The sequence below is a fragment of the Terriglobales bacterium genome, assembly GCA_035764005.1.
Lineage (GTDB): Bacteria > Acidobacteriota > Terriglobia > Terriglobales > Acidobacteriaceae > Gp1-AA112.
This window is the reverse complement of sequence record DASTZZ010000019.1, coordinates 78,020-95,452: the sequence shown is the minus strand read 5'-3', so window position 1 is coordinate 95,452 and position 17,433 is coordinate 78,020. Positions and strand designations below refer to the sequence as shown.

At 56.5% G+C, this 17,433-nt stretch carries 17 protein-coding genes; 9 read left to right on the top strand and 8 right to left on the bottom strand.

Annotated elements, in window-relative coordinates:
- The first annotated feature begins 2 nt into the window (after window positions 1-2).
- The 6 genes from VFU50_02750 (at window position 3) to VFU50_02725 (ending at window position 4,483) form a co-directional block, all read left to right on the top strand.
- The gene (locus VFU50_02750) at window positions 3-1,136 is read left to right on the top strand and encodes a chemotaxis response regulator protein-glutamate methylesterase (GenBank protein ID HEU5231752.1); all 1,134 of its coding nucleotides are present in this window, start codon (window positions 3-5) and stop codon (window positions 1,134-1,136) included.
- Window positions 1,136-1,666, top strand: a complete 531-nt coding sequence (locus VFU50_02745; GenBank protein HEU5231751.1) for a chemotaxis protein CheW — start codon at window positions 1,136-1,138, stop codon at window positions 1,664-1,666. Before VFU50_02750 ends, VFU50_02745 begins: the two co-directional genes overlap by 1 nt.
- The gene (locus VFU50_02740; GenBank protein ID HEU5231750.1) at window positions 1,663-2,109 is read left to right on the top strand and encodes a chemotaxis protein CheW; all 447 of its coding nucleotides are present in this window, start codon (window positions 1,663-1,665) and stop codon (window positions 2,107-2,109) included. The genes VFU50_02745 and VFU50_02740 overlap by 4 nt, the downstream gene beginning before the upstream one ends.
- Window positions 2,106-2,867 carry a DUF4388 domain-containing protein gene (locus VFU50_02735; GenBank protein HEU5231749.1) on the top strand — a complete coding sequence of 254 codons (762 nt, stop codon included), beginning with the start codon at window positions 2,106-2,108 and terminating at the stop codon, window positions 2,865-2,867. Before VFU50_02740 ends, VFU50_02735 begins: the two co-directional genes overlap by 4 nt.
- On the top strand, window positions 2,868-3,611 hold the full coding sequence (locus VFU50_02730) for a response regulator (protein HEU5231748.1): 744 nt from the start codon (window positions 2,868-2,870) through the stop codon (window positions 3,609-3,611).
- Between the two features lie 74 nt (window positions 3,612-3,685).
- Window positions 3,686-4,483: an MIP/aquaporin family protein gene (locus tag VFU50_02725; protein HEU5231747.1), complete on the top strand. Its 798-nt coding sequence runs from the start codon at window positions 3,686-3,688 to the stop codon at window positions 4,481-4,483.
- A 63-nt stretch (window positions 4,484-4,546) separates the two neighbouring features.
- Here the strand turns inward: VFU50_02725 and VFU50_02720 are convergent, their stop codons facing one another.
- From VFU50_02720 to VFU50_02710, 3 genes are all read right to left on the bottom strand, one after another.
- A complete protein-coding gene (locus VFU50_02720; protein ID HEU5231746.1) occupies window positions 4,547-5,395 on the bottom strand; it encodes a glycoside hydrolase family 16 protein in 849 nt (282 codons plus the stop codon).
- A 62-nt stretch (window positions 5,396-5,457) separates the two neighbouring features.
- The gene (locus tag VFU50_02715) at window positions 5,458-6,870 is read right to left on the bottom strand and encodes a beta-propeller fold lactonase family protein (GenBank protein HEU5231745.1); all 1,413 of its coding nucleotides are present in this window, start codon (window positions 6,868-6,870) and stop codon (window positions 5,458-5,460) included.
- Between the two features lie 242 nt (window positions 6,871-7,112).
- Window positions 7,113-8,003: a hypothetical protein gene (locus VFU50_02710; GenBank protein HEU5231744.1), complete on the bottom strand. Its 891-nt coding sequence runs from the start codon at window positions 8,001-8,003 to the stop codon at window positions 7,113-7,115.
- A 632-nt stretch (window positions 8,004-8,635) separates the two neighbouring features.
- Here VFU50_02710 and VFU50_02705 point away from each other — a divergent pair.
- The gene (locus VFU50_02705) at window positions 8,636-8,911 is read left to right on the top strand and encodes a hypothetical protein (protein ID HEU5231743.1); all 276 of its coding nucleotides are present in this window, start codon (window positions 8,636-8,638) and stop codon (window positions 8,909-8,911) included.
- Window positions 8,898-9,215, top strand: a complete 318-nt coding sequence (locus VFU50_02700) for a PilZ domain-containing protein (GenBank protein ID HEU5231742.1) — start codon at window positions 8,898-8,900, stop codon at window positions 9,213-9,215. The genes VFU50_02705 and VFU50_02700 overlap by 14 nt, the downstream gene beginning before the upstream one ends.
- Window positions 9,216-9,316: 101 nt before the next feature.
- On the opposite strand, the gene VFU50_02695 is transcribed toward VFU50_02700, so the two are convergent.
- From VFU50_02695 to VFU50_02675, 5 genes are all read right to left on the bottom strand, one after another.
- Window positions 9,317-10,804, bottom strand: a complete 1,488-nt coding sequence (locus VFU50_02695; GenBank protein HEU5231741.1) for a sialidase family protein — start codon at window positions 10,802-10,804, stop codon at window positions 9,317-9,319.
- A gap of 382 nt (window positions 10,805-11,186) precedes the next feature.
- The gene (locus VFU50_02690) at window positions 11,187-11,426 is read right to left on the bottom strand and encodes a hypothetical protein (protein ID HEU5231740.1); all 240 of its coding nucleotides are present in this window, start codon (window positions 11,424-11,426) and stop codon (window positions 11,187-11,189) included.
- 13 nt (window positions 11,427-11,439) lie between these two features.
- On the bottom strand, window positions 11,440-11,943 hold the full coding sequence (locus tag VFU50_02685; protein HEU5231739.1) for a response regulator: 504 nt from the start codon (window positions 11,941-11,943) through the stop codon (window positions 11,440-11,442).
- A gap of 162 nt (window positions 11,944-12,105) precedes the next feature.
- Window positions 12,106-14,865 carry an ABC transporter permease gene (locus VFU50_02680; protein HEU5231738.1) on the bottom strand — a complete coding sequence of 920 codons (2,760 nt, stop codon included), beginning with the start codon at window positions 14,863-14,865 and terminating at the stop codon, window positions 12,106-12,108.
- Between the two features lies 1 nt (window position 14,866).
- Complete coding sequence (locus VFU50_02675) at window positions 14,867-15,202, bottom strand: PadR family transcriptional regulator (protein HEU5231737.1); 336 nt, start codon at window positions 15,200-15,202, stop codon at window positions 14,867-14,869.
- A gap of 575 nt (window positions 15,203-15,777) precedes the next feature.
- On the opposite strand from VFU50_02675, the gene VFU50_02670 reads away from it, so the two are divergent.
- Window positions 15,778-17,430 carry a tetratricopeptide repeat protein gene (locus VFU50_02670; protein ID HEU5231736.1) on the top strand — a complete coding sequence of 551 codons (1,653 nt, stop codon included), beginning with the start codon at window positions 15,778-15,780 and terminating at the stop codon, window positions 17,428-17,430.
- The last annotated feature ends 3 nt before the right edge of the window (window positions 17,431-17,433 follow it).

Here is a 17,433-nt window from a genome sequence, read left to right as displayed (position 1 = left end):
CGATGGCGGCTCAAGGCAAAATTCGGGTGCTCATTGCCGACGACTCGGCTTTCATGCGCAAGGTGCTGCACAGCATCTTGCTTGCTGAGCCGGGATTCGAAGTCGCGGGAGAGGCTCGCGACGGACGCGAGGCAGTGAGCCAGTCGGAATCGCTGAAGCCCGATGTGATCACGATGGATATCAACATGCCCCATCTCGATGGGCTGCAGGCGACTGAGCAGATCATGTCCACGAATCCGCGTCCGATTGTGGTCGTGAGCTCGGAATCGAAAGAAGGAGCGGAGATCACGCTCAAAGCGCTTCAGCTCGGGGCCATCGATTTTGTAGCCAAGCCGAACAGCGGCGTAGACCTCGATATGAGCAGCGTGCGCGACGAACTCGTGCGCAAGCTCCGCGTTGCGGCCAAAGTGCGCGTAGTACGCACGGCATCGCGAACGAAAGTCGCGCACGAGGTTGCGAGTTCAGCTCCTCGGACCGAACCCGGAGTGGCTCCTGCTGCGAAAACGGAATCGCCGCGGGCGGCCACGCAAGCCGCAAAATCGAATGGCAAGTTCCCGCTGGTAGTGATTGCGGCTTCAACCGGTGGGCCTGCAACGCTGATGAAATTCTTGCCGGCATTCCCACGTGAATTTCCGGGAGCATTGCTGATCGTGCAGCACATGCCGGGCACGTTTACATCGCAGTTCAGCCAGCAGCTGTCGGACGCATGCGCGATTCGCGTGAAGGAAGCAGAAGCCGGAGACATTCTTGCACCCGGCACTGCGTACATCTGCCCGGGCTCGCACCACATGCGGGTGTCCGCGACCGGGCGCGTGACCCTCGACGATGGCCCACGGATCCTCGGTTACCGGCCATGCGCGGATGTGACTTTGGAAAGCACGGCGGAATATGCCGGTCCGCTCTCGATCGGAGTCGTGATGACCGGAATGGGAAATGATGGAGTTCGTGGAGCGCAGGCCATGAAGAGCGCCGGCGGGTACATCATCGCGCAGGACGAAGCGACCTCCGTGATATTCGGAATGAACGCCGAAGCAATCCGAAATGGTGTTGTCGATCAGGTGCTGCCCATCGAGAACATCTTTGCTGCAATCGAAAAGCGGGTTCTGCAGGTGCACGGTGCGAAGGCAGGTGCGTAGTGAAGATTTCGCAATCACGAGCGCAGGCCAGTACGCCACGGCGTGCCCAAGAGACAGTGATTTTGTTTTCTGCGGGCGGCGCGCACTTCGCAATCGCCGCGCCAGCCGTGGAAGAGATTCGCGAGACCGCAGCACTGAAGAATTTTGTTTCGTATGCATTTCAAGACAGATTTGCGAAGGTGAAGCACACGCTGGAACGGCAGGGTAAAACCACCTTCGTTGTGGATGCGTGCACGCATTTCCGCATTCCAGAGAGGCAGCCGGCGCGAGTGATGATCCTTCGTCATGCTCCTGCAGCTTTAGCAGTGGAATCGATTGACGGCATGAAAGAGATCTATGCGATTCACAAGCTCCCGGTTGCATTCACCGGCGAAGAGCGCAACTGGTATCGCGGACTCACGCTTATCGAAGCCCGCGTCGTACCCGTGGTGCGTGCTGAAGCATTTCTGAGCAAGGCGGAGACTGCGCTGCTTGCAGCAGCATGTCCCGCGGAAAGAAAAGAAAGTAAGTTTGCCATAGTGGCGCGATGAGCATTTTCAACGAGCGACGATCGTACATTCTCTTTCCCATGGGAAAGAAGCGCTTTGCCTTGCCTGCAGAGCAGGTGAGCGAGCTTGCTCGTCCGCGAGGCCAGGCGCAAGAGCAGATGCAATCGTTCCCTCACACGACGCCGCTCCTCACCGGAGTTATTCTGCGCAGAAATCAGATTGTTCCAGTTGCCGACGTTGCGCCTCTGCTCGTCGGCCCGGATGCTCCGGAGCGAAAGTTCTATTTGGTGATCGAGCGCGAGGTTCAGGGCAGGTCAGCGCGTATTGCGATTCCCGTAACGGGAGAATGCGAGCTTGCTGAGGCGACGCAGCAGCCTGGGACAGGCAAGCTTCCGGAATACATTTGCGGATTACTGTCCCTGAGCGACGAAATCATCGAGGTTCTCGACATTGAGCGGCTCATGCCCATGGAGGCTCAGGCATGAGCGAATCCTCGGCAAAGCTGCTGCTTATCGATAGCAATGTCTTCTTCGCGAAGCGCCTCACAGACGCGCTCAAGCAGGAAGGCATGGAAGTCACGCATAGCACGCAGGCAGCGTACGCGCTGACCATGCTGGAATGGGACACGCCCTCCGCAATCCTTTGTGCCACCAACTTGCGCGAGATGAGCGCGCTCGATCTGCCACGCATCGTCCATGGTGATCAGAAGACGTCGCACATTCCCATCATTGCACTCGGCGAAGGCGGGGATCACGCACTTATGGCGGCGTTCCGCGCTGGATGCGACGACTACGTCGATCGCAAGCTTGGTCCGGATCACATCGCTGCGCACGTGCGGACGTTCCTGAAGAGCCACGACGAAGGCTTCCAGCCGACGCAGATGCTGGGCGGATCCGAGACGGCGCTCAGCGGCAATCTTTCCCATCTTGATCTGCTTGGAGTTGTGCAGATGCTCGCGCAATCCAGGCAATCTGGAGCGCTGCATATCAATGCTGCCGATCTCGACGGCGTCATGTTCTTCGACGGCGGTGATATCTCGCATGCGGAAGCCGGTGAACTGATTGGCGATGATGCTGTAATTGAGATCGTCAAGCGGACGAACGGAATCGAAAACGGAGTTTACAAATTTGTCCCAGGCGCTAGCGCAACCACTCGGACAGTACTGCGTTCGGCGACGGAGTTGATGCTGGATGCGTTGCGCGAACTCGACGAGGGCGCCAACTTGCTCGAGGGAGAGGTCTAAATGTCAACCACCCCAACCGTTGTATTCATCGACGACAGCGCCACCATGCGCGAGGTAATCAAGATCGCGTTTCGGCGCGAGAACATCGACGTAGTCGCCTATCCCGACGCGGCCACCGCTCTGACCAGCATCGAGCAGAGCAAACCCGATGTCGTGATCACCGACGTGATCATGCCCGACAAAGACGGCTACGAAGTTTGCCAAAGCATCAAGCAGCATCCGAAGCTGAATGGCACGCCTGTGATTTTGATGTCTGGTGTAGTGAATCGCGCCGTCGCTGAAAAAGCCTTCTCGGTGAAAGCCGACGAACTTATTCGCAAACCGTTCCAGCCGCAAGATCTGATCACGCGTGTGAAGCACTTGCTAAAAAGCGACAACGAACCCCCCGCCCCTGCTCCCACGAATGCCGCAGCAGCATTAAGCAGCATTTTCGCGGCTCCCGCTGCCAATGGAAGCGCCGCAAAGCCCAAACCTATAGCCGCGCCGCAAGCTACTGCTGTGGCGGATTTCCCGGCTCCTCCGACGCCATCCACTTCCGCGGCGGTACCTATGCCAAGTCCAACTCCTGCTCCCGCAAACGGCGCACCGAAGATTTCAGCAAGCGCTTCTTCTGACGTGACAAAACTCAGAGTCGAGATTGCTCGCCTCGAAGGATTGGTAAAGAAGCTTCAATCGGAGTTGGCTGCAGAACGCGAGTACGTGCGCTCGCTGGAAGAGCATTTCAAGACCGTCCAGCAGCAGTGAATAGAAGCTGCACACGCGCATTTCGCTGATACACTACTTCGCTTCGGCAATGCCGACGCGGAGGGACCTGAAGCGTGGAGCGGAAACCTGGGCTGGCCGCTGAACTGATCGCGGAATTTCTCGGAACATTTGTTCTTATCCTTTTTGGCACCGGCGTCGTTGCCATGACGGTGCTCTTCCCAACCAAAATTCCCGGCGAAGTCGTTCATGGCGGATTCACCAACATCACCATCGGCTGGGGACTCGCGGTCACAATGGGCATCTACGTCGCCGGGAAAATCTCCGGAGCCCATTTGAATCCTGCGGTCACGCTCGCCTTTGCTGTCTTTCGTGGATTCTCCTGGCGCAAAGTCATTCCTTACTCCATCGCGCAGACAGCCGGAGCATTTGCTGCGGCGGCGGTCGTCTATCGCAACTATCTTCCGGCTTTTCATCAGGTCGATCCGACGCTGGAGAAGACGGCCGGAGTCTTCACTACGTTTCCAGCATTTCCCGCAATTCTTTCGGCAGGATTCTTCGACCAGGTAGTCGGCACCGCGCTGCTGCTCCTGCTGATTTTCGCCATCATCGACGAATTCAATATGCCTCCGGGCGCGAACATGACTCCGCTGATGGTTGGTCTGGTAGTCGTCGCGATCGGCATGAGCTTCGGCGGCATGCACGGATACGCAATCAATCCTGCGCGCGACTTTGGCCCACGATTGCTCACTGTCGCAGTCGGATTTCGCAACAACGGCCTCACCGACGGCAGTTGGGATTGGATTGTTCCCATCGCGGGTCCGCTGTTAGGAGGCTTGATTGGCGCAGGGCTATACGACTGGGGAATTCGCAGGTTCCTGCATCGCGAGAAGGAGCGCGCTGCGGCAATCTGAGTTGTTTCCCGGCTGGATGAACAACGCCACAACGAGCAGACGCTTGATTGATCTCTTTGCTGCTCACTTCGCAGCGTTCGCTTCAGCTCGGCGATAAACACGAACGTAATCCACTAGCATCTTCTGCGGAAACTGCGTGGTCTCATCCGGATTGCCGGGCCAATTTCCGCCGACTGCGAGATTCAGGATGATGAAAAAAGGATGGTCATACACCCACTTCGTTCCAGCCGGAAGATCGGCAGGGCGTCGCGTTGCATACAGATGATCATCGACATAGAAGCGAATCTCCGTCGGCTCCCATTCAATTGCAAACAGGTGGAAGTGATCGCTGAAGTGTTTGTTGTCCGGCAACGTAAAAGGTGAGCCGATGCCGTGCGCTCCGGAATAACCGGGACCATGAATGGTTCCGTGAATCGTTGATGGTTCAATTCCGATGTTCTCGACGATGTCAATCTCGCCGCAGTTGGGCCAGTGCACCGAGCCGATGTCGTCGCCCAGCAGCCAGAACGCAGGCCACATTCCCTTACCCTTAGGCATTTTTATCCGAGCTTCAAAGCGGCCGTAAGCCTGCGAAAACTTACCTTCAGTTTTGAGGCGAGCTGACGTGTAATTCCTCTTCACACCGTCGGTGCCCCTGAAGGGCTCTCGAATCGCTTCAATGACTAGCGAGCCGTGCTTCTGGCGAGCATTGCGCGGGCTGGCTGTGTAGTACTCGAGTTCATTATTTCCCCAGCCATTGCCGCCAATCTCAGCTGTCCACTTTTGGGAATCGACGGAAGTGCCGTCGGCAGCGTTGAATTCGTCGTGCCAGGTGAGAATCCATTTGGAATGGGAGCTTGGTTGCGCCGAGCCGCTGACGAAAAGAAAGAAAGCAAGTAGTGCCGCAAAAGCGCCAGAACGCCTGTCGATCACCCGGTAAATATACAGAACCACCTGCGGTAGCGGGTGGTGATTCCCAGTTTGCTTTATAAATCCTAGAACTGCACCTCACCCGCCTGGCCAAGACCGCTCCGCTGCACGATCGTGGGACTTCCGCCTGCGCTCAGCATGCCGGTATTCGCATCTCGTCGCAGCACGTCGATGTTGCTCGGATTGAATCCCGAATTGGTATTCACAACAAAAACAGCCAATGGATCGACGACGAGAGTCACCGGAGTTGTCCCCGGCGGCATATCAAACTGTTGCACCGGCGCCAGCGTTCCGGTTGCCTCCGCAAAGGAGAACACCGAGACGTATTCCGGTTTTTGATTTGCGGCGTTGGCATTTAGCACGTAAAGAAACTTGCCCGAGGGATCCATGCGGAAGTCTCTGGTGAAGTCAGATGAATTCGGAACCGATGTACCGCGGGTTGTCGCGAATGGAGAGCCCGGAACAGGAGTCGCGTCTCCGGTCGAGTAGTCGACCGAATAGACGTTCATGTGATCCGAGGAGCTGGAAAGGATCAGAAGATACCTGCCCGAGGTATCAAATTGCACCTCATCGAGATGCTGCTTGCTATTTACCTGATGGTTAACTGTCAGCTTGCCGGAGTTTGGGTCGCGGTTGAGGACAATTAGCTCGTCAGTAAATCCCGTTGTGAAAGTACCGTTGTATGCAACCACATAGGCCAGTTGCCCGTTTGGACTCACCGCCAGCGAACTGATACCGTCGGCCAGGTGAAGGCTTGATCCCGTGTTCGTGAGCGTTCCGTCAGGATTGATCACGAGAGTCAGAATGTTATTGGAGCTGTCAATGACATAAAGATTGTGACCGGTCGGCTCGGTGAACAGCGCAGCTTGACCGTTATTGGGCAGAGTCAGCGTTCCCACCTGGGTCAGAGTGCCACTGGCTGCATCCGGGCGAAAACTAGTGATGATCGCCGAACTGTTTGAAGAGGAGGTGGTCGAGATGTGTGCTTCCGATCCGAAGACAAACTTCTTGCTCACGACCAGCACACCGGGTGTTGTTCCGCCCTGCTCGTTGAAAGGCGATCCTGGAACTTCTGTCAGAGTTGCGCCGTTGTAATCGACTTTGTACCCTCCAATGCGCGCACTATCCGTTGCAACCGAAACATAGAAAAATGTTGCGCCACTCGCTCCCGCATTGGACCCCCCAGTCCCGCCCGAGCCTCCACTGCCGCCGGAGCTTGCACTGCCGCCAGAGCTCCCGGAAGTTCCGCCGCTTCCGCCGGAGCCCGCGCTTGTACCTCCCGTTCCACTACTCCCGCCAGAGCCGCTGCTGCCGCTTCCCGGTTGAGATCCTCCCGTGGAAGGATTGTTGCCTGCGCTGGGCGTCGAGGAGCTACTTGCGCTTGTGCCACCGCAGCCAGCCCAAAAAAGAAGAGCAAGAACTAACCCAAAATAGGCTATCGCCAAGTAAACGGAATTGCGTGAAAGGCGCGAATACATGGAAACCGCTCCGAAGGGAATGTTGGGGATTCTGCAGATTTGGATGGAGCGGCTGCTTGCGGTGTTTCCCTTCAAATTTAGAAATCTGGCACCAAAGCTGACAAGTTCACCGGATGAATCGGGTGCCGAATTGATGGATCCCGCCAGGCTTTTATCTAACGATGCACAAGTACTCCTATTTTGCCTGGAACTCGGAAGCTGAGAAGCTCAGCAGCCTAGAAGCTGAGCCGCCACAGAGCTCCTCACCAGTAATTCAGCGCCATATCATGCACCCACACTGAATAGGGATCGGGATTGGCATTAGCGTTGAGTTGAATGTGTACACCGAAATCGCCGCTGAGCCCGTTTAACAGTTGGGGATTGAATGCCATGTTTACCGGCACGATATTTCCGTTGGTCCCAATCGAGACAAACAGCACGTGGCCGTTGCTACGTTGAAACTCCAGTCGGATCTGCGTATGAGTTGAAGGGGCAGGCCGCAAGCATGGTACCGAAGTGGGAACCCACTTCTGATTGGCCGGGTCCCACAGTTGCCAGATGCCATATCCGAACGAGCATTGAGTCGCGAAATCGTACCATTGGCCATCCACAAGTTGATTCGCCTCATACTCAATCCCAAATGACGCGCTGGGATTTTCGATGTATTCGTCGAGAGTGAGAACGAAGTGCGAGGGATTCGGATCGTTACCCAATCGTTTCCACCACAGCGCATTCGCCCACGGCGTTCCTTGGCCCAGCGAGAACTGCGTGGTGGCAGGCTGAGGATAGCTGAGTCCCGGCGTCATCGAGTACGCTATCGTGCCACCTCCCGCGCAGGTGTCACACGAATCCCAGCCGGACATCTGCTCGATTCCGCTGATGGTCGTGCCCGTCTGACCAGGCGCTGGGCTCGGAGCTGGATTTGAAGTCGGACTTGAGGAACTCGGCGGTGGGGCAGTTGAGCCTGAAGATCCTGGATTGGACGCAGAGGAATTAGTCGAGCCGGCGGGCGCGGAATTCGATGCAATCGCAGGCGCAGTAACGGCCGTCGTGCCATTGCCTGACGTGAAGGTCGTGCCGCCACATCCGACAATCACCACGGAAAGTGTGCCCAAAAAGGCAGCCTTTAATACCAAAAGGGGAACGGAACGCATTTCCCAAGTTTAGAATTTAGATCGAGCAGCGCCGAGAAGAATCGCGTCGTAATCCGGAGTGACTAGGGCACAGTTGCGAGAGTAGCTGAACGATAACTCACCTCCCATGGCGATTTCCAAAATTCAACAACTCCGGACTGACAAGTCATCCACAGCAGCTCCCGCAAATCTCGAAGCATTACCCGAGCCTCAGATCGGCGAGGTCACTTGCAAGAAGCCGCGCGAGCTGCTCGGCCTCAAGCTGCAATTCGGTGTTCTCGTGATTGCCGCCGCAGCCATCTGGGTCGCCAGTTCCATTTTGGGTATCTCCACAGGGTATTTATGGCTGCATTGCTGGTGCTCAGGCTTTTTGAGGTCTTACCGTACATCTTCTATCGCGAGCCCAAGCAGGAAAAAACGGCCATGCCTGCCGTTGAAAAGGCTGCCACGGTTTCGGCGTGAGGCGAATCCTAATGGCGATGACTGTTAGCCTTGGATAGGGCTGCGCGAACAAATTCCGCCGCCTTTCTGCTCCGGCAATAACTCTCCCGTTAGCATTCCCGCAGGCGTGCATGAGTTCGGGTGAGGAGTCCCATCGAAGGTTGCTTATCAATATGTGCGACGACGCCAGCGGTTTCTGGCATCATAGGGTCATGGCCAGTGACAACTCCGATCCACTCTCCAAGAATCCTCCAACGGACGAGAACTCTCAAAAAGTGGAAATCTGGGAGTCACATCCTAAACAACCGCAGATAAGCCAGTATTGGCCTACGAGCGCGCCTGACCGGCGACGTCCTGAAAATGCGAAGATGCGGCACTGGATGACTCTCGGCGAGCAAGCCCTGCGCGATCAAGAAATCACTGACCACCCCGATGACGACTCTACTCAACTCGACGATCAATCCAGCGACGTGAATGGGAAACGCTGATCGCCGCAAAGATCTTCGGCGAAGCACGCGCGTTCCGATCCGGGTGCGCATCGAGGTCCACGCCACAGGATTGTCATGCGACGGCGAAACTATCGTTGTGAACTTGCACGGAGCCTTAGTAAGAACGACGAGCCGACTCGAGCTGGGAGCGCGAATCAGCGTCCATGTGCAGCTTACGGGAAAATCAGCCGATGCTCGCGTTGTGTTTGCCAGTCGCGAGCGCCCCTTAGAATTCGGCATTGGACTTGATACTCCGCAAAACATCTGGGGTATCTCACTGCCGCCGGCAGATTGGCAGGAGTAGAAGATCGGCGCACAAAGATGTTCGAGAAGGGTGAAGAGAGGGCAGGCATTCCTATTTTGGGAATAGAAAATGCACACCCTCTCTTTCAGTTCTTCGGCAGGTTAACGGACTCCGGCGGTGAAGACCTCCTCCATTAATTGATTTGTGCGGCAGCCGGTTGCAGGCTGCTGATTGTTGCGGCTGTCGGTCCAAATTGGGTGAGAGACGCCGTTGTAGGAAACCAGGCCCGTGTAGTCGCCGTACTGGTTCCCGTAATCGATTGCCGAACATGGAACCACGCCATTGCAATCATGCTCGTTCGAGCTGGCTGACGAAACACGGGTATTCGGCTGACGCCACGTAGATCCTCCATCCGTCGATTGCGTGAAGTAAACGTCTGTCATGTAACGCGCGCCCGTGATGTCGTTCCGCGTGTCGTAGAACGAGATGTTCACGGCGCCATTCGTTGGATCAACTGAGAGCCAGGGATAGAAGCGATCGACTGCGAAACCTAAGGGATCGGTTACCGCCTGCCGCGGAGCCCACGTCGCGCCATTGTCGTCTGAGAACGAAGCGAAGATATCGGTTACACCGCCCGGCGTGAGGTCCATCCAGGTGCAGTAGAGTCGTCCATTCTGTTTGCCTCCACTGCGGTCGGTATCGCATGCAGGATAGAGCAGTGCGCCGCGGAATGAGATCGCTGGAATCGCGATGTCGAAGGGAAGCGTCTTGGTCGAGACGACGACCGGAGTGCCCCAGGTCGCACCTCCGTCGAACGAACGATTGAACATGATTGCGTTTGCGGCGTAATCATTCCAGGCTACGTAGAGCTCGCCATTCGGACCGACGAATGGCACCGCTCCAATCGATCTGCCCGGTCCTGAAGGATCGTCGGCCCGCGTTACGGTGAAGCTGGCGCCGTGATCGGTAGACGTTGCGACTCGGATCCCGCCTCCGGTGGATCCGCCACTGGCCGCATCCCAGGCGACATAGATGTTGTCCCGAAATGGGCTGCGAGGATTGCGATCGGCGGTGATCATCGGTTTATCGTTGAAATGATCGCTGCCGCCGGAGAAGCTGAAGAACGTTGCACCCGGGAAGCTCCTGCCGCCATCGGTCGATTTCGCGACCGCCATCTCTGTGCCGTTGATGCCGTTGCCTCCGCCGAAGAAAACAACGATGTAGCTGTAGAAGAGATTTCCCTGAGTATCGAACACCAGACTGGGATCGGAGCCGAAGTCGACGCCGTTGGCGCCTTTAGCCGGCGGGAGCGGCGCATCGGCGCCGGTCCAGGAGGAGCCGCCGTCGAAGCTGGCGTAGGCCCGCATGGGAAGACGAAAGATCTCGTTCGATCCGCCGGCAAGGTTCTTCGTCTTGCTGGTATTCACAGTGATGAAAGTCTCGCTTTGCGGTCCGCACTCGTTCGAGACGTCAACGTTTGCTCCGACCGACGCGGAATTACTCGGTCCAGCATTCCCATTTGCGGAATGCGTCGAGAGATACTGGTATTTGTTCCACCAGGTCGGGTTATTCGGCGTGTTGGTCTGTCCCATTGCCGTTAAGGCAAATAGAGCTATAAATGTGGAAACGTGCCATTTTGAAGCACTCATAGAGACTCCCCTCGCGTAAGAATCGGGGAAGCATCTGACCACAACTCGGCTCCAATGCGCAAGGTCTGCAGGTTGGAGGAATCAGCGGCTCAGTGGGGATAGTTTATAGAGTTGAAGTTATAGACGACCGTCATTGCGATGCTTCCTTGCGCAGCAACTCGTCTGCTTCTTTCGTGCTGTAGGAGTAGTGACATTGAATTTCGCTGTCTCTACCACCAGCTTGCGAACCGAGAGCGCTTCGTTGCGGCTCTGGTTCCACCATCAGGATTGTGATCTTGCCATTTCAAGAGTGGATGCTTTGCGCCTGGGTCCGGCCGCCAACGGCACGCAAAAAGCAGAAGTTCACGTAAAAAGCGAGGCAAAGCTCCAGAATAAGTCGCTGTTAACCTTTTGCTTTGCTCCGGGCGCGCTGAACCTCTTGTTCGATTTGCAAAGCAAGTTCAAAGTGGGCGAGAGCGAGGCGAAGCGAGCGAATGAGAGATTCGGCTTCCTGGCGCGCTATGGGCTCAGATTCAGCCGGAAGCTCCGCCGTCAATTCTCCAATCTGCCGCTGAATGCGTTCGATGTGAATCTTTACCGGCTGGTCCACGCCGAAATTGTACGTGAGAAACCGTTTTCCCACCGACGCTTGCCCGTCAGTTTACATCGCGAGAAACGCGGTGCAGAGCTGCTATCAAAGCGGCCGGACCGTCTTGGGCAAAAGCGGTCGCGTCGGGGAAGATCTTCCTATCGATGCTGCGGGTGTCTGAGATGGCGATCAGCGGGCAGCTTGGACAATACTGCCGGACTTGCTCGGCAAGTTCTTCTACCACGTCGCTGGCGAGAGTGTAGCTGAGCACCACGATGTCGAACTCTCGTCGCCGGATGGCCTCCATGGCCGCTGCCACAGTAGCTGGAGTGCTCACCCGGAATCCGTGCATGCGCAGGACCTCGGCGCGATAAAGCGCCAGCTCGCGGAATTTGCCGATCAGCAGGACCCGCCGACCGCCGGTTTTGCGATCTTCCCGATGCTCCTTGTGCCTCTGTTCCGGACTGGGAGGAGTGCTTCCGCTTTCGTCGCTACAAAGGCGCGGACGATCCCAAAACAGAATTAGCGCAGCTTCGCCAGGAAACGTAGCAGAAGAAGAAGAGAGTCCCATGGCCCGTAGAGTGTTGAATTTCGGTCGAAATCATATCAGACAAATTCAGAGTGCTCGTTCGCGAAATTGATAATTTCTAACTCGCGGACGCTCATTGGGCACGCAGAGCCGCTAGTCGAACAGCACTATGAATGAGGCGGCCGACCTCAAGCGGGTCTTTTTCTACTCATATCTCAGCGCCACCATCGGATCGACTTTTGCCGCGCGTCTTGCTGGGGCATAACCGGCGAGCAATGTAATCGCGATGATTGCGGCAACTGCTCCGCCTATGGTCAGAGGATCGTGCGGTGAAAGTTCGTAGAGCTGATGGCTCAGCAGCCTGGCCGCCATCCAAGCCAGCGGAAGGCCGAATGCGATTCCCGCAATCACGAGAAGCGAGACCTCCGCCAGGACCATGAGCAGGATGCGTCCCCGCTCCGCGCCCAGTGCCATGCGCACGCCGATCTCTGCGGTTCTTTGCGTTACTGAATAGCCGATCGTGCCGTAGAGTCCTACGCATGCCAGTAAGAGAGCCAGCCCGGCAAACGCGCCGCTTAGGAGCGCGAAGGTTCGCTCCAGCAGCAGGGAACCTTCGACCACATCTTCTTCTGTCTTCATGCGCACGACCGGGACGCCTCTATCAAGGTCGAGACACACTTGCCGCACTGAGTTCTCAATGGACTGTGGGTTTCCCTCAGTGCGGACCAGGAAGACCATCTGCGGGGAGATCAGCCTGGCCTGCTGATACGACCAGTAGGCGGTTGGCGGCGGATCCTTGCGAAGGTTGCCATACTTCACGTCGCCGGCGACGCCGACTATTTCAAACGGAACGAGCTTCCCGGCGCGCCCATAAACTAGGTGTTTACCAAGGGGATTGTCGCCGTGAAAATATTTGCGCACAAGCGTTTCATTCACGACAAGTGCCTTCGGAGCGGTGGGCATGTCTTGCTCGCCGATCGCTCTGCCGAGGAGGATGGGCACATTGAGAGTCGCAAAGTAATCTGGACCAACCATGTGCTGATATACGTCCACCGGCTGTCCGGGAGCTGTGTAGCCGGGAATTTCCGGTGTGTCGTTGCTGTATCCGGAGTCGATTGGTCCATGTTGAGTAAGCGTAACGGAGCGCACGCCGGCAAGGGATTGCAGACGGAGTTGCAATTCCTGGTAATAGTCGATCAGGCGATGGTCTTTGTATCCGTTGAGTCCAGGGCGAACCTCGAAGGTGAGCAGCGCATTCTGATCGAAACCAAGGCTCACATGCTGCAGCCGATTCAGCGTGCGCAGCAGCAGTCCGGAGCCGACGAGCAGCAATAGGGAAAGTGCTACCTGTCCGCTGACGAGAGTTTTCCCAATTGGGAGCTTACTTCCAGCTGATGAAGACTGCCTCCCCGTTTCCTTGAGTGTCGGAGCGACACTTACACGCGTGGCCGCTAGCGCAGGCATCAGTCCGAAGACAATTCCGCAGAGGATGGAAACGGCCGCAGTAAAGGCCAGGACATGCCAGTCGATTCCAGCAGAGAGGTTGAGCGGATTTCGTCCGGAGCCGAGCAGGCGTACCAAAGCGGAACTCGCCCAGGCAGAAACCACCAATCCGGCGATTCCACCAGCAAGGGCCAGCAGGACGCTTTCGGCCAGAAGCTGACGGACGATCCGTCCGCGCGAGGCGCCGAGACTCAGGCGTACCGCGATTTCCTTTTGACGCGCCGAAGCCCGAGCCATGAGCAAGCCGGCGACATTCGCGCAGGCAACCAGCAAGACCAGGCCGACCATGCCCATGAGCAGGAGCAGCGAGGTGGAGAATCGGCGCCGCAGATCATTTAATCCGCGGCCAGCCGGAGTAAGTCCTATTTTGGGAATTGCCGTGCTCGCTGTTGTCTGCGCTCGCGCTCTGAGCGTCCGATCGAAGATTACCTGTAATTCTGAGCGCGCAGCCTGTTCACTGATTCCTGGTTTCAATCGCCCGATCACCTGCAGCCACCAAGTCTTGGGCGAATCGAGATTGTCGTCGTAGATGCGTGTCCACTCGTCTCGATAGAGACTCAACGGAATGTAAATATCAACCGGATTGCCCGGAAGAATGCCGAAGAATTCTGGAGGAGCTACACCCAGAATCGTTAACGCCTGGCCATTCATCGTAATCGTCTTGCCATCAACGCTGTTATCGTCGCTGAAGTGCTTGCGCCAAAAATCATAGGAGACGACCGCGACGGGCGAGGGAGAGTTGGAGTCGTCGCTGGGCAGCAACATTCGTCCCCCAAAGGGAGTGACTCCAAGACCAGTAAAAAAATTTCCCGACACCGCCTGCAGGTGCGCCGATTCGGAGTTGCCGCTCACGGCGACGTTTACGTTATGGTCGTTTGCGGCGAAAGAAAAGGTTTGCTCGAAGACGTCGTTCTGTTTCTTGAACTGGGCGTAGTCATCCGAAGCAAATGAGTTGCTAGACACGACATCGCCGACGTCTTTTCCACCATTCCCTTCGAGGTTGTTGAGGAACATCCCAGGCCAGTCCTTCGCAGACCAGCTCAAAAGCATGAGCCGTGCGGGTTCCTGTACCGGCAGCATCTTCAGACTCACGGCATTGATCAGACTGAAGATTGCTGTATTTGCGCCGATGCCGAGCGCAAGTGAGATGGTGATGACCAGCGCAAGTGATGGATGCTTCCGGAACGTGCGCAAGGCGTAGCGCATATCCGTGATGAGGTCTTCGATCCAGTTCACGCCGCGCGCCTCGCGGCATTTTTCCTTCTGCTGCTCCATGCCCCTCATCGCTCGCAATGCCTGGTTGCGCGCCTCGGTTGCAGGCATGCCTTGCGCCTTGAGGTACTCGATCTTGCGCTCAAGGTGATACTCAAACTCCTCGCGCAGCTCCTGCTCAACTCTGGAGCGGCGCAACAGTGACCGCAGCCGCAGCGGTAGCTTGTACAGCCAGTGTTCCAGTCCCATTTCAGGCCTCCCGAAGCTGGATGACGTGCGATATCGCCGATGAGAGCCGGTTCCAGTTGGCAGTCTCTTTCTCGAGCTGATGGCGGCCGAGCCGAGTTAGGGAATAGAACTTGGCGCGACGGTTATTCTCGCTTGGCTTCCATTCCGACTTGATCCAGCCTTCCTGCTCCAGCTTGTGCAGTGCCGGATAAAGCGATCCATCACTTACCTGAAGTACATCGCCGGAAATTTGCGTGAGTCGCTGGCTGATTGCCCAGCCATGTAGCGGTTCGAGTGCCAGGATCTTCAGTAGCAGCAGATCAAGCGTGCCCTGAACCAGATCGGAAGGTTTGCTCAAGAATGCTTCTCCTCGGTTACCGAGATTAGACGTAGGCTACTCCTCTCGGTTAGCAAGTGGAAGTGGAATACTCTAGTGTTCCGGCTTCTACGGATGAGAAGATGTGCGCACTTCCAGCGACATTGCGCCCATAAATGTCCCGATGCACCGCGGCGATTGAACAGTACGAGCGACGGAAAAAATACCGCCGTTCGCCCTTCCCGCTTGTTCACCTGATAAGTCCCAGCCGTAAATTTCACAGCTTTTCTGCTTGACTCATCGCCCCAAGTCGTTCCATTATGGAATTATGCTCAGGCGAACAAAGAGAGAAAAATGTTTGCTGGTTGAAGCACTCTCGGCGCGTTCTACTGGCGCCGAAGCCAAGGGGGTGAGGTGTGCAGGAGTAATGCACGGTATGAGCTTGCGAAAAGTGCAAATTTCCAGCATTTTCACTGACCTGATACCAAGATCTTGGTATTTCGAGTTTCGGAATCCCAAGATGTTGTATTGAAAATTGGCGAAAATGGCCGGAATGAGAGCTAACCCTTGCAATTGACGTATTTTGCGAAAAAGGGGAGGGGGGAGGGGGTACCCAAATGAAGCCCCGAGCTGCGGTAAAATCGAGCATTCCCGTCCAACCGTTTAGGAGGCTGTTTCTGGGTCTGCATTATCTCCGCCGATCGTTCTTCGTTCTGGCGCTCCTGCTGATTTCTTCATCATCGGTTCTATTCGCGCAGCAGACGTCAACGGCTCCCGTGCCGAACCGCGTCGCTGAGCCCGCTGCGACCAAAATCACTCTGGACGTGAGCGAGACCTTCTTCTCGTTCTTTGCCGGGTTGAACTCTTGTGGATATGACCAGGAGCTTGCGAGTTCCGATCCGGTCCGCGATCAGATTCGCGCGGATGTCATTCGCGCCGTTGCCGCTTCCGAGGACGCGCAGTTCCAGCGCAAGCAGCTTTGCGCCTTTGTTCACGATCATCCGGCGCCCGAGCCTTCGCACAACATTTCGCAGTACGTTTCGCTGGCCTTCTACACCAGCGAGCCTCCGCAATTCAAAACCACGATTCGCGAGTCGGACCTGCCGCCGGATTCGCAAAACGTCCTCGGATACCTGCCGGTGCTGCAGAAGTTCTACGATGCTGCCCACCTGCACCAACTGTGGAAGAAATATCAGCCGCAGTATCAGGCGTATGTCGATCGATTCCATGATGAAGTGGCGCAGATGATTCTGAGCACTGACAGTTATCTGCGGCTGCCGATCAGTTTGCCGGGTGCGCGTGCCTTCTCTTTATTCATAGAGCCGCTGGTCGCGCCCGGAGAGATCAACTCGCGTAATTATGGTGTGAACTACATGATGCTGATGGCGCCCGACCAGGGCGCTCTGAAGCTGCAGCCAGTGCGGCACACATATCTTCATTATGTGCTCGATCCGCTGGTGCTGAAACGGTTCAATCGGATGCAGCCGTTAAAGCCGATCTTGCAGACAGTACAGAATGCTCCGCTCGACGAGAAATTTAAGACGGACATCGCTCTGCTTGTCACCGAATCCGTAATTCGTGCAGTCGAGATTCGCACCGAACCGATGATTCGCGTACCAAATGAGGACAAGAAGGAACGCGAGAAAAGAATTGATGCGGTCCGGACGCATGAAGTCGAGGAAGCCATGCAGGAGGGATTCGTCCTCACTCATTACTTCTACGAGCAGTTCGGAGATTTCGAGAAAGGCGAAGTCGGATTCGAGCAGGCTTTTGGACCCATGCTCACCAATCTGAGCTTGACCGTAGGCAGGGAAGAGAAGCGTGCGCGCGAGGTCAAGTTCGCCCAGCAAGGCGCTCCTGATTTGATTCGTGCCACGATTCGTCCGCAAGGCGACACACTTGATGCAGCGGAGGAAAGTCTCGCCGCCGGCGACGCGAAGTCGGCGCAGGAGATCGCCGAGAACACGCTCAGCAGCGGCTCAGGCGATCAAGGCCGCGCGGCGTTCATCCTGGCGCGCGCTTCGTCGATGCAGGGGCGCATGCAGGATGCGATCGACAACTTCCAGAAGACGTTGCAGCTTGCCAGCGATCCGCGCATGCTGGCGTGGTCGCATATTTACCTGGCACGCATTTTTGACATCCGGGAAGATCGTGAGGATGCGCTGAGGCACTACAACGCAGCCCTAAATACCGGAGACAAGGCACCCGACACCCTGGCTGCTGCCGAACGCGGACTGCAAAAGCCGTACGAGCCTCCAAAGAACAAGTAATAT

Excerpts from the sequence above, each read along its gene's own strand:
- VFU50_02740 (HEU5231750.1), top strand. The coding sequence starts at position 1,663 with ATGAGCATTTTCAACGAGCGACGATCGTACATTCTCTTTCCCATGGGA.
- VFU50_02735 (HEU5231749.1), top strand. The coding sequence starts at position 2,106 with ATGAGCGAATCCTCGGCAAAGCTGCTGCTTATCGATAGCAATGTCTTC.
- VFU50_02695 (HEU5231741.1), bottom strand. The coding sequence starts at position 10,804 with ATGAGTGCTTCAAAATGGCACGTTTCCACATTTATAGCTCTATTTGCC.
- VFU50_02730 (HEU5231748.1), top strand. The coding sequence starts at position 2,868 with ATGTCAACCACCCCAACCGTTGTATTCATCGACGACAGCGCCACCATG.
- VFU50_02685 (HEU5231739.1), bottom strand. The coding sequence starts at position 11,943 with ATGGGACTCTCTTCTTCTTCTGCTACGTTTCCTGGCGAAGCTGCGCTA.
- VFU50_02750 (HEU5231752.1), top strand. The coding sequence starts at position 3 with ATGGCGGCTCAAGGCAAAATTCGGGTGCTCATTGCCGACGACTCGGCT.
- VFU50_02710 (HEU5231744.1), bottom strand. The coding sequence starts at position 8,003 with ATGCGTTCCGTTCCCCTTTTGGTATTAAAGGCTGCCTTTTTGGGCACA.
- VFU50_02715 (HEU5231745.1), bottom strand. The coding sequence starts at position 6,870 with ATGTATTCGCGCCTTTCACGCAATTCCGTTTACTTGGCGATAGCCTAT.
- VFU50_02680 (HEU5231738.1), bottom strand. The coding sequence starts at position 14,865 with ATGGGACTGGAACACTGGCTGTACAAGCTACCGCTGCGGCTGCGGTCA.
- VFU50_02700 (HEU5231742.1), top strand. The coding sequence starts at position 8,898 with ATGGGAAACGCTGATCGCCGCAAAGATCTTCGGCGAAGCACGCGCGTT.
- VFU50_02670 (HEU5231736.1), top strand. The coding sequence starts at position 15,778 with ATGAAGCCCCGAGCTGCGGTAAAATCGAGCATTCCCGTCCAACCGTTT.
- VFU50_02705 (HEU5231743.1), top strand. The coding sequence starts at position 8,636 with ATGGCCAGTGACAACTCCGATCCACTCTCCAAGAATCCTCCAACGGAC.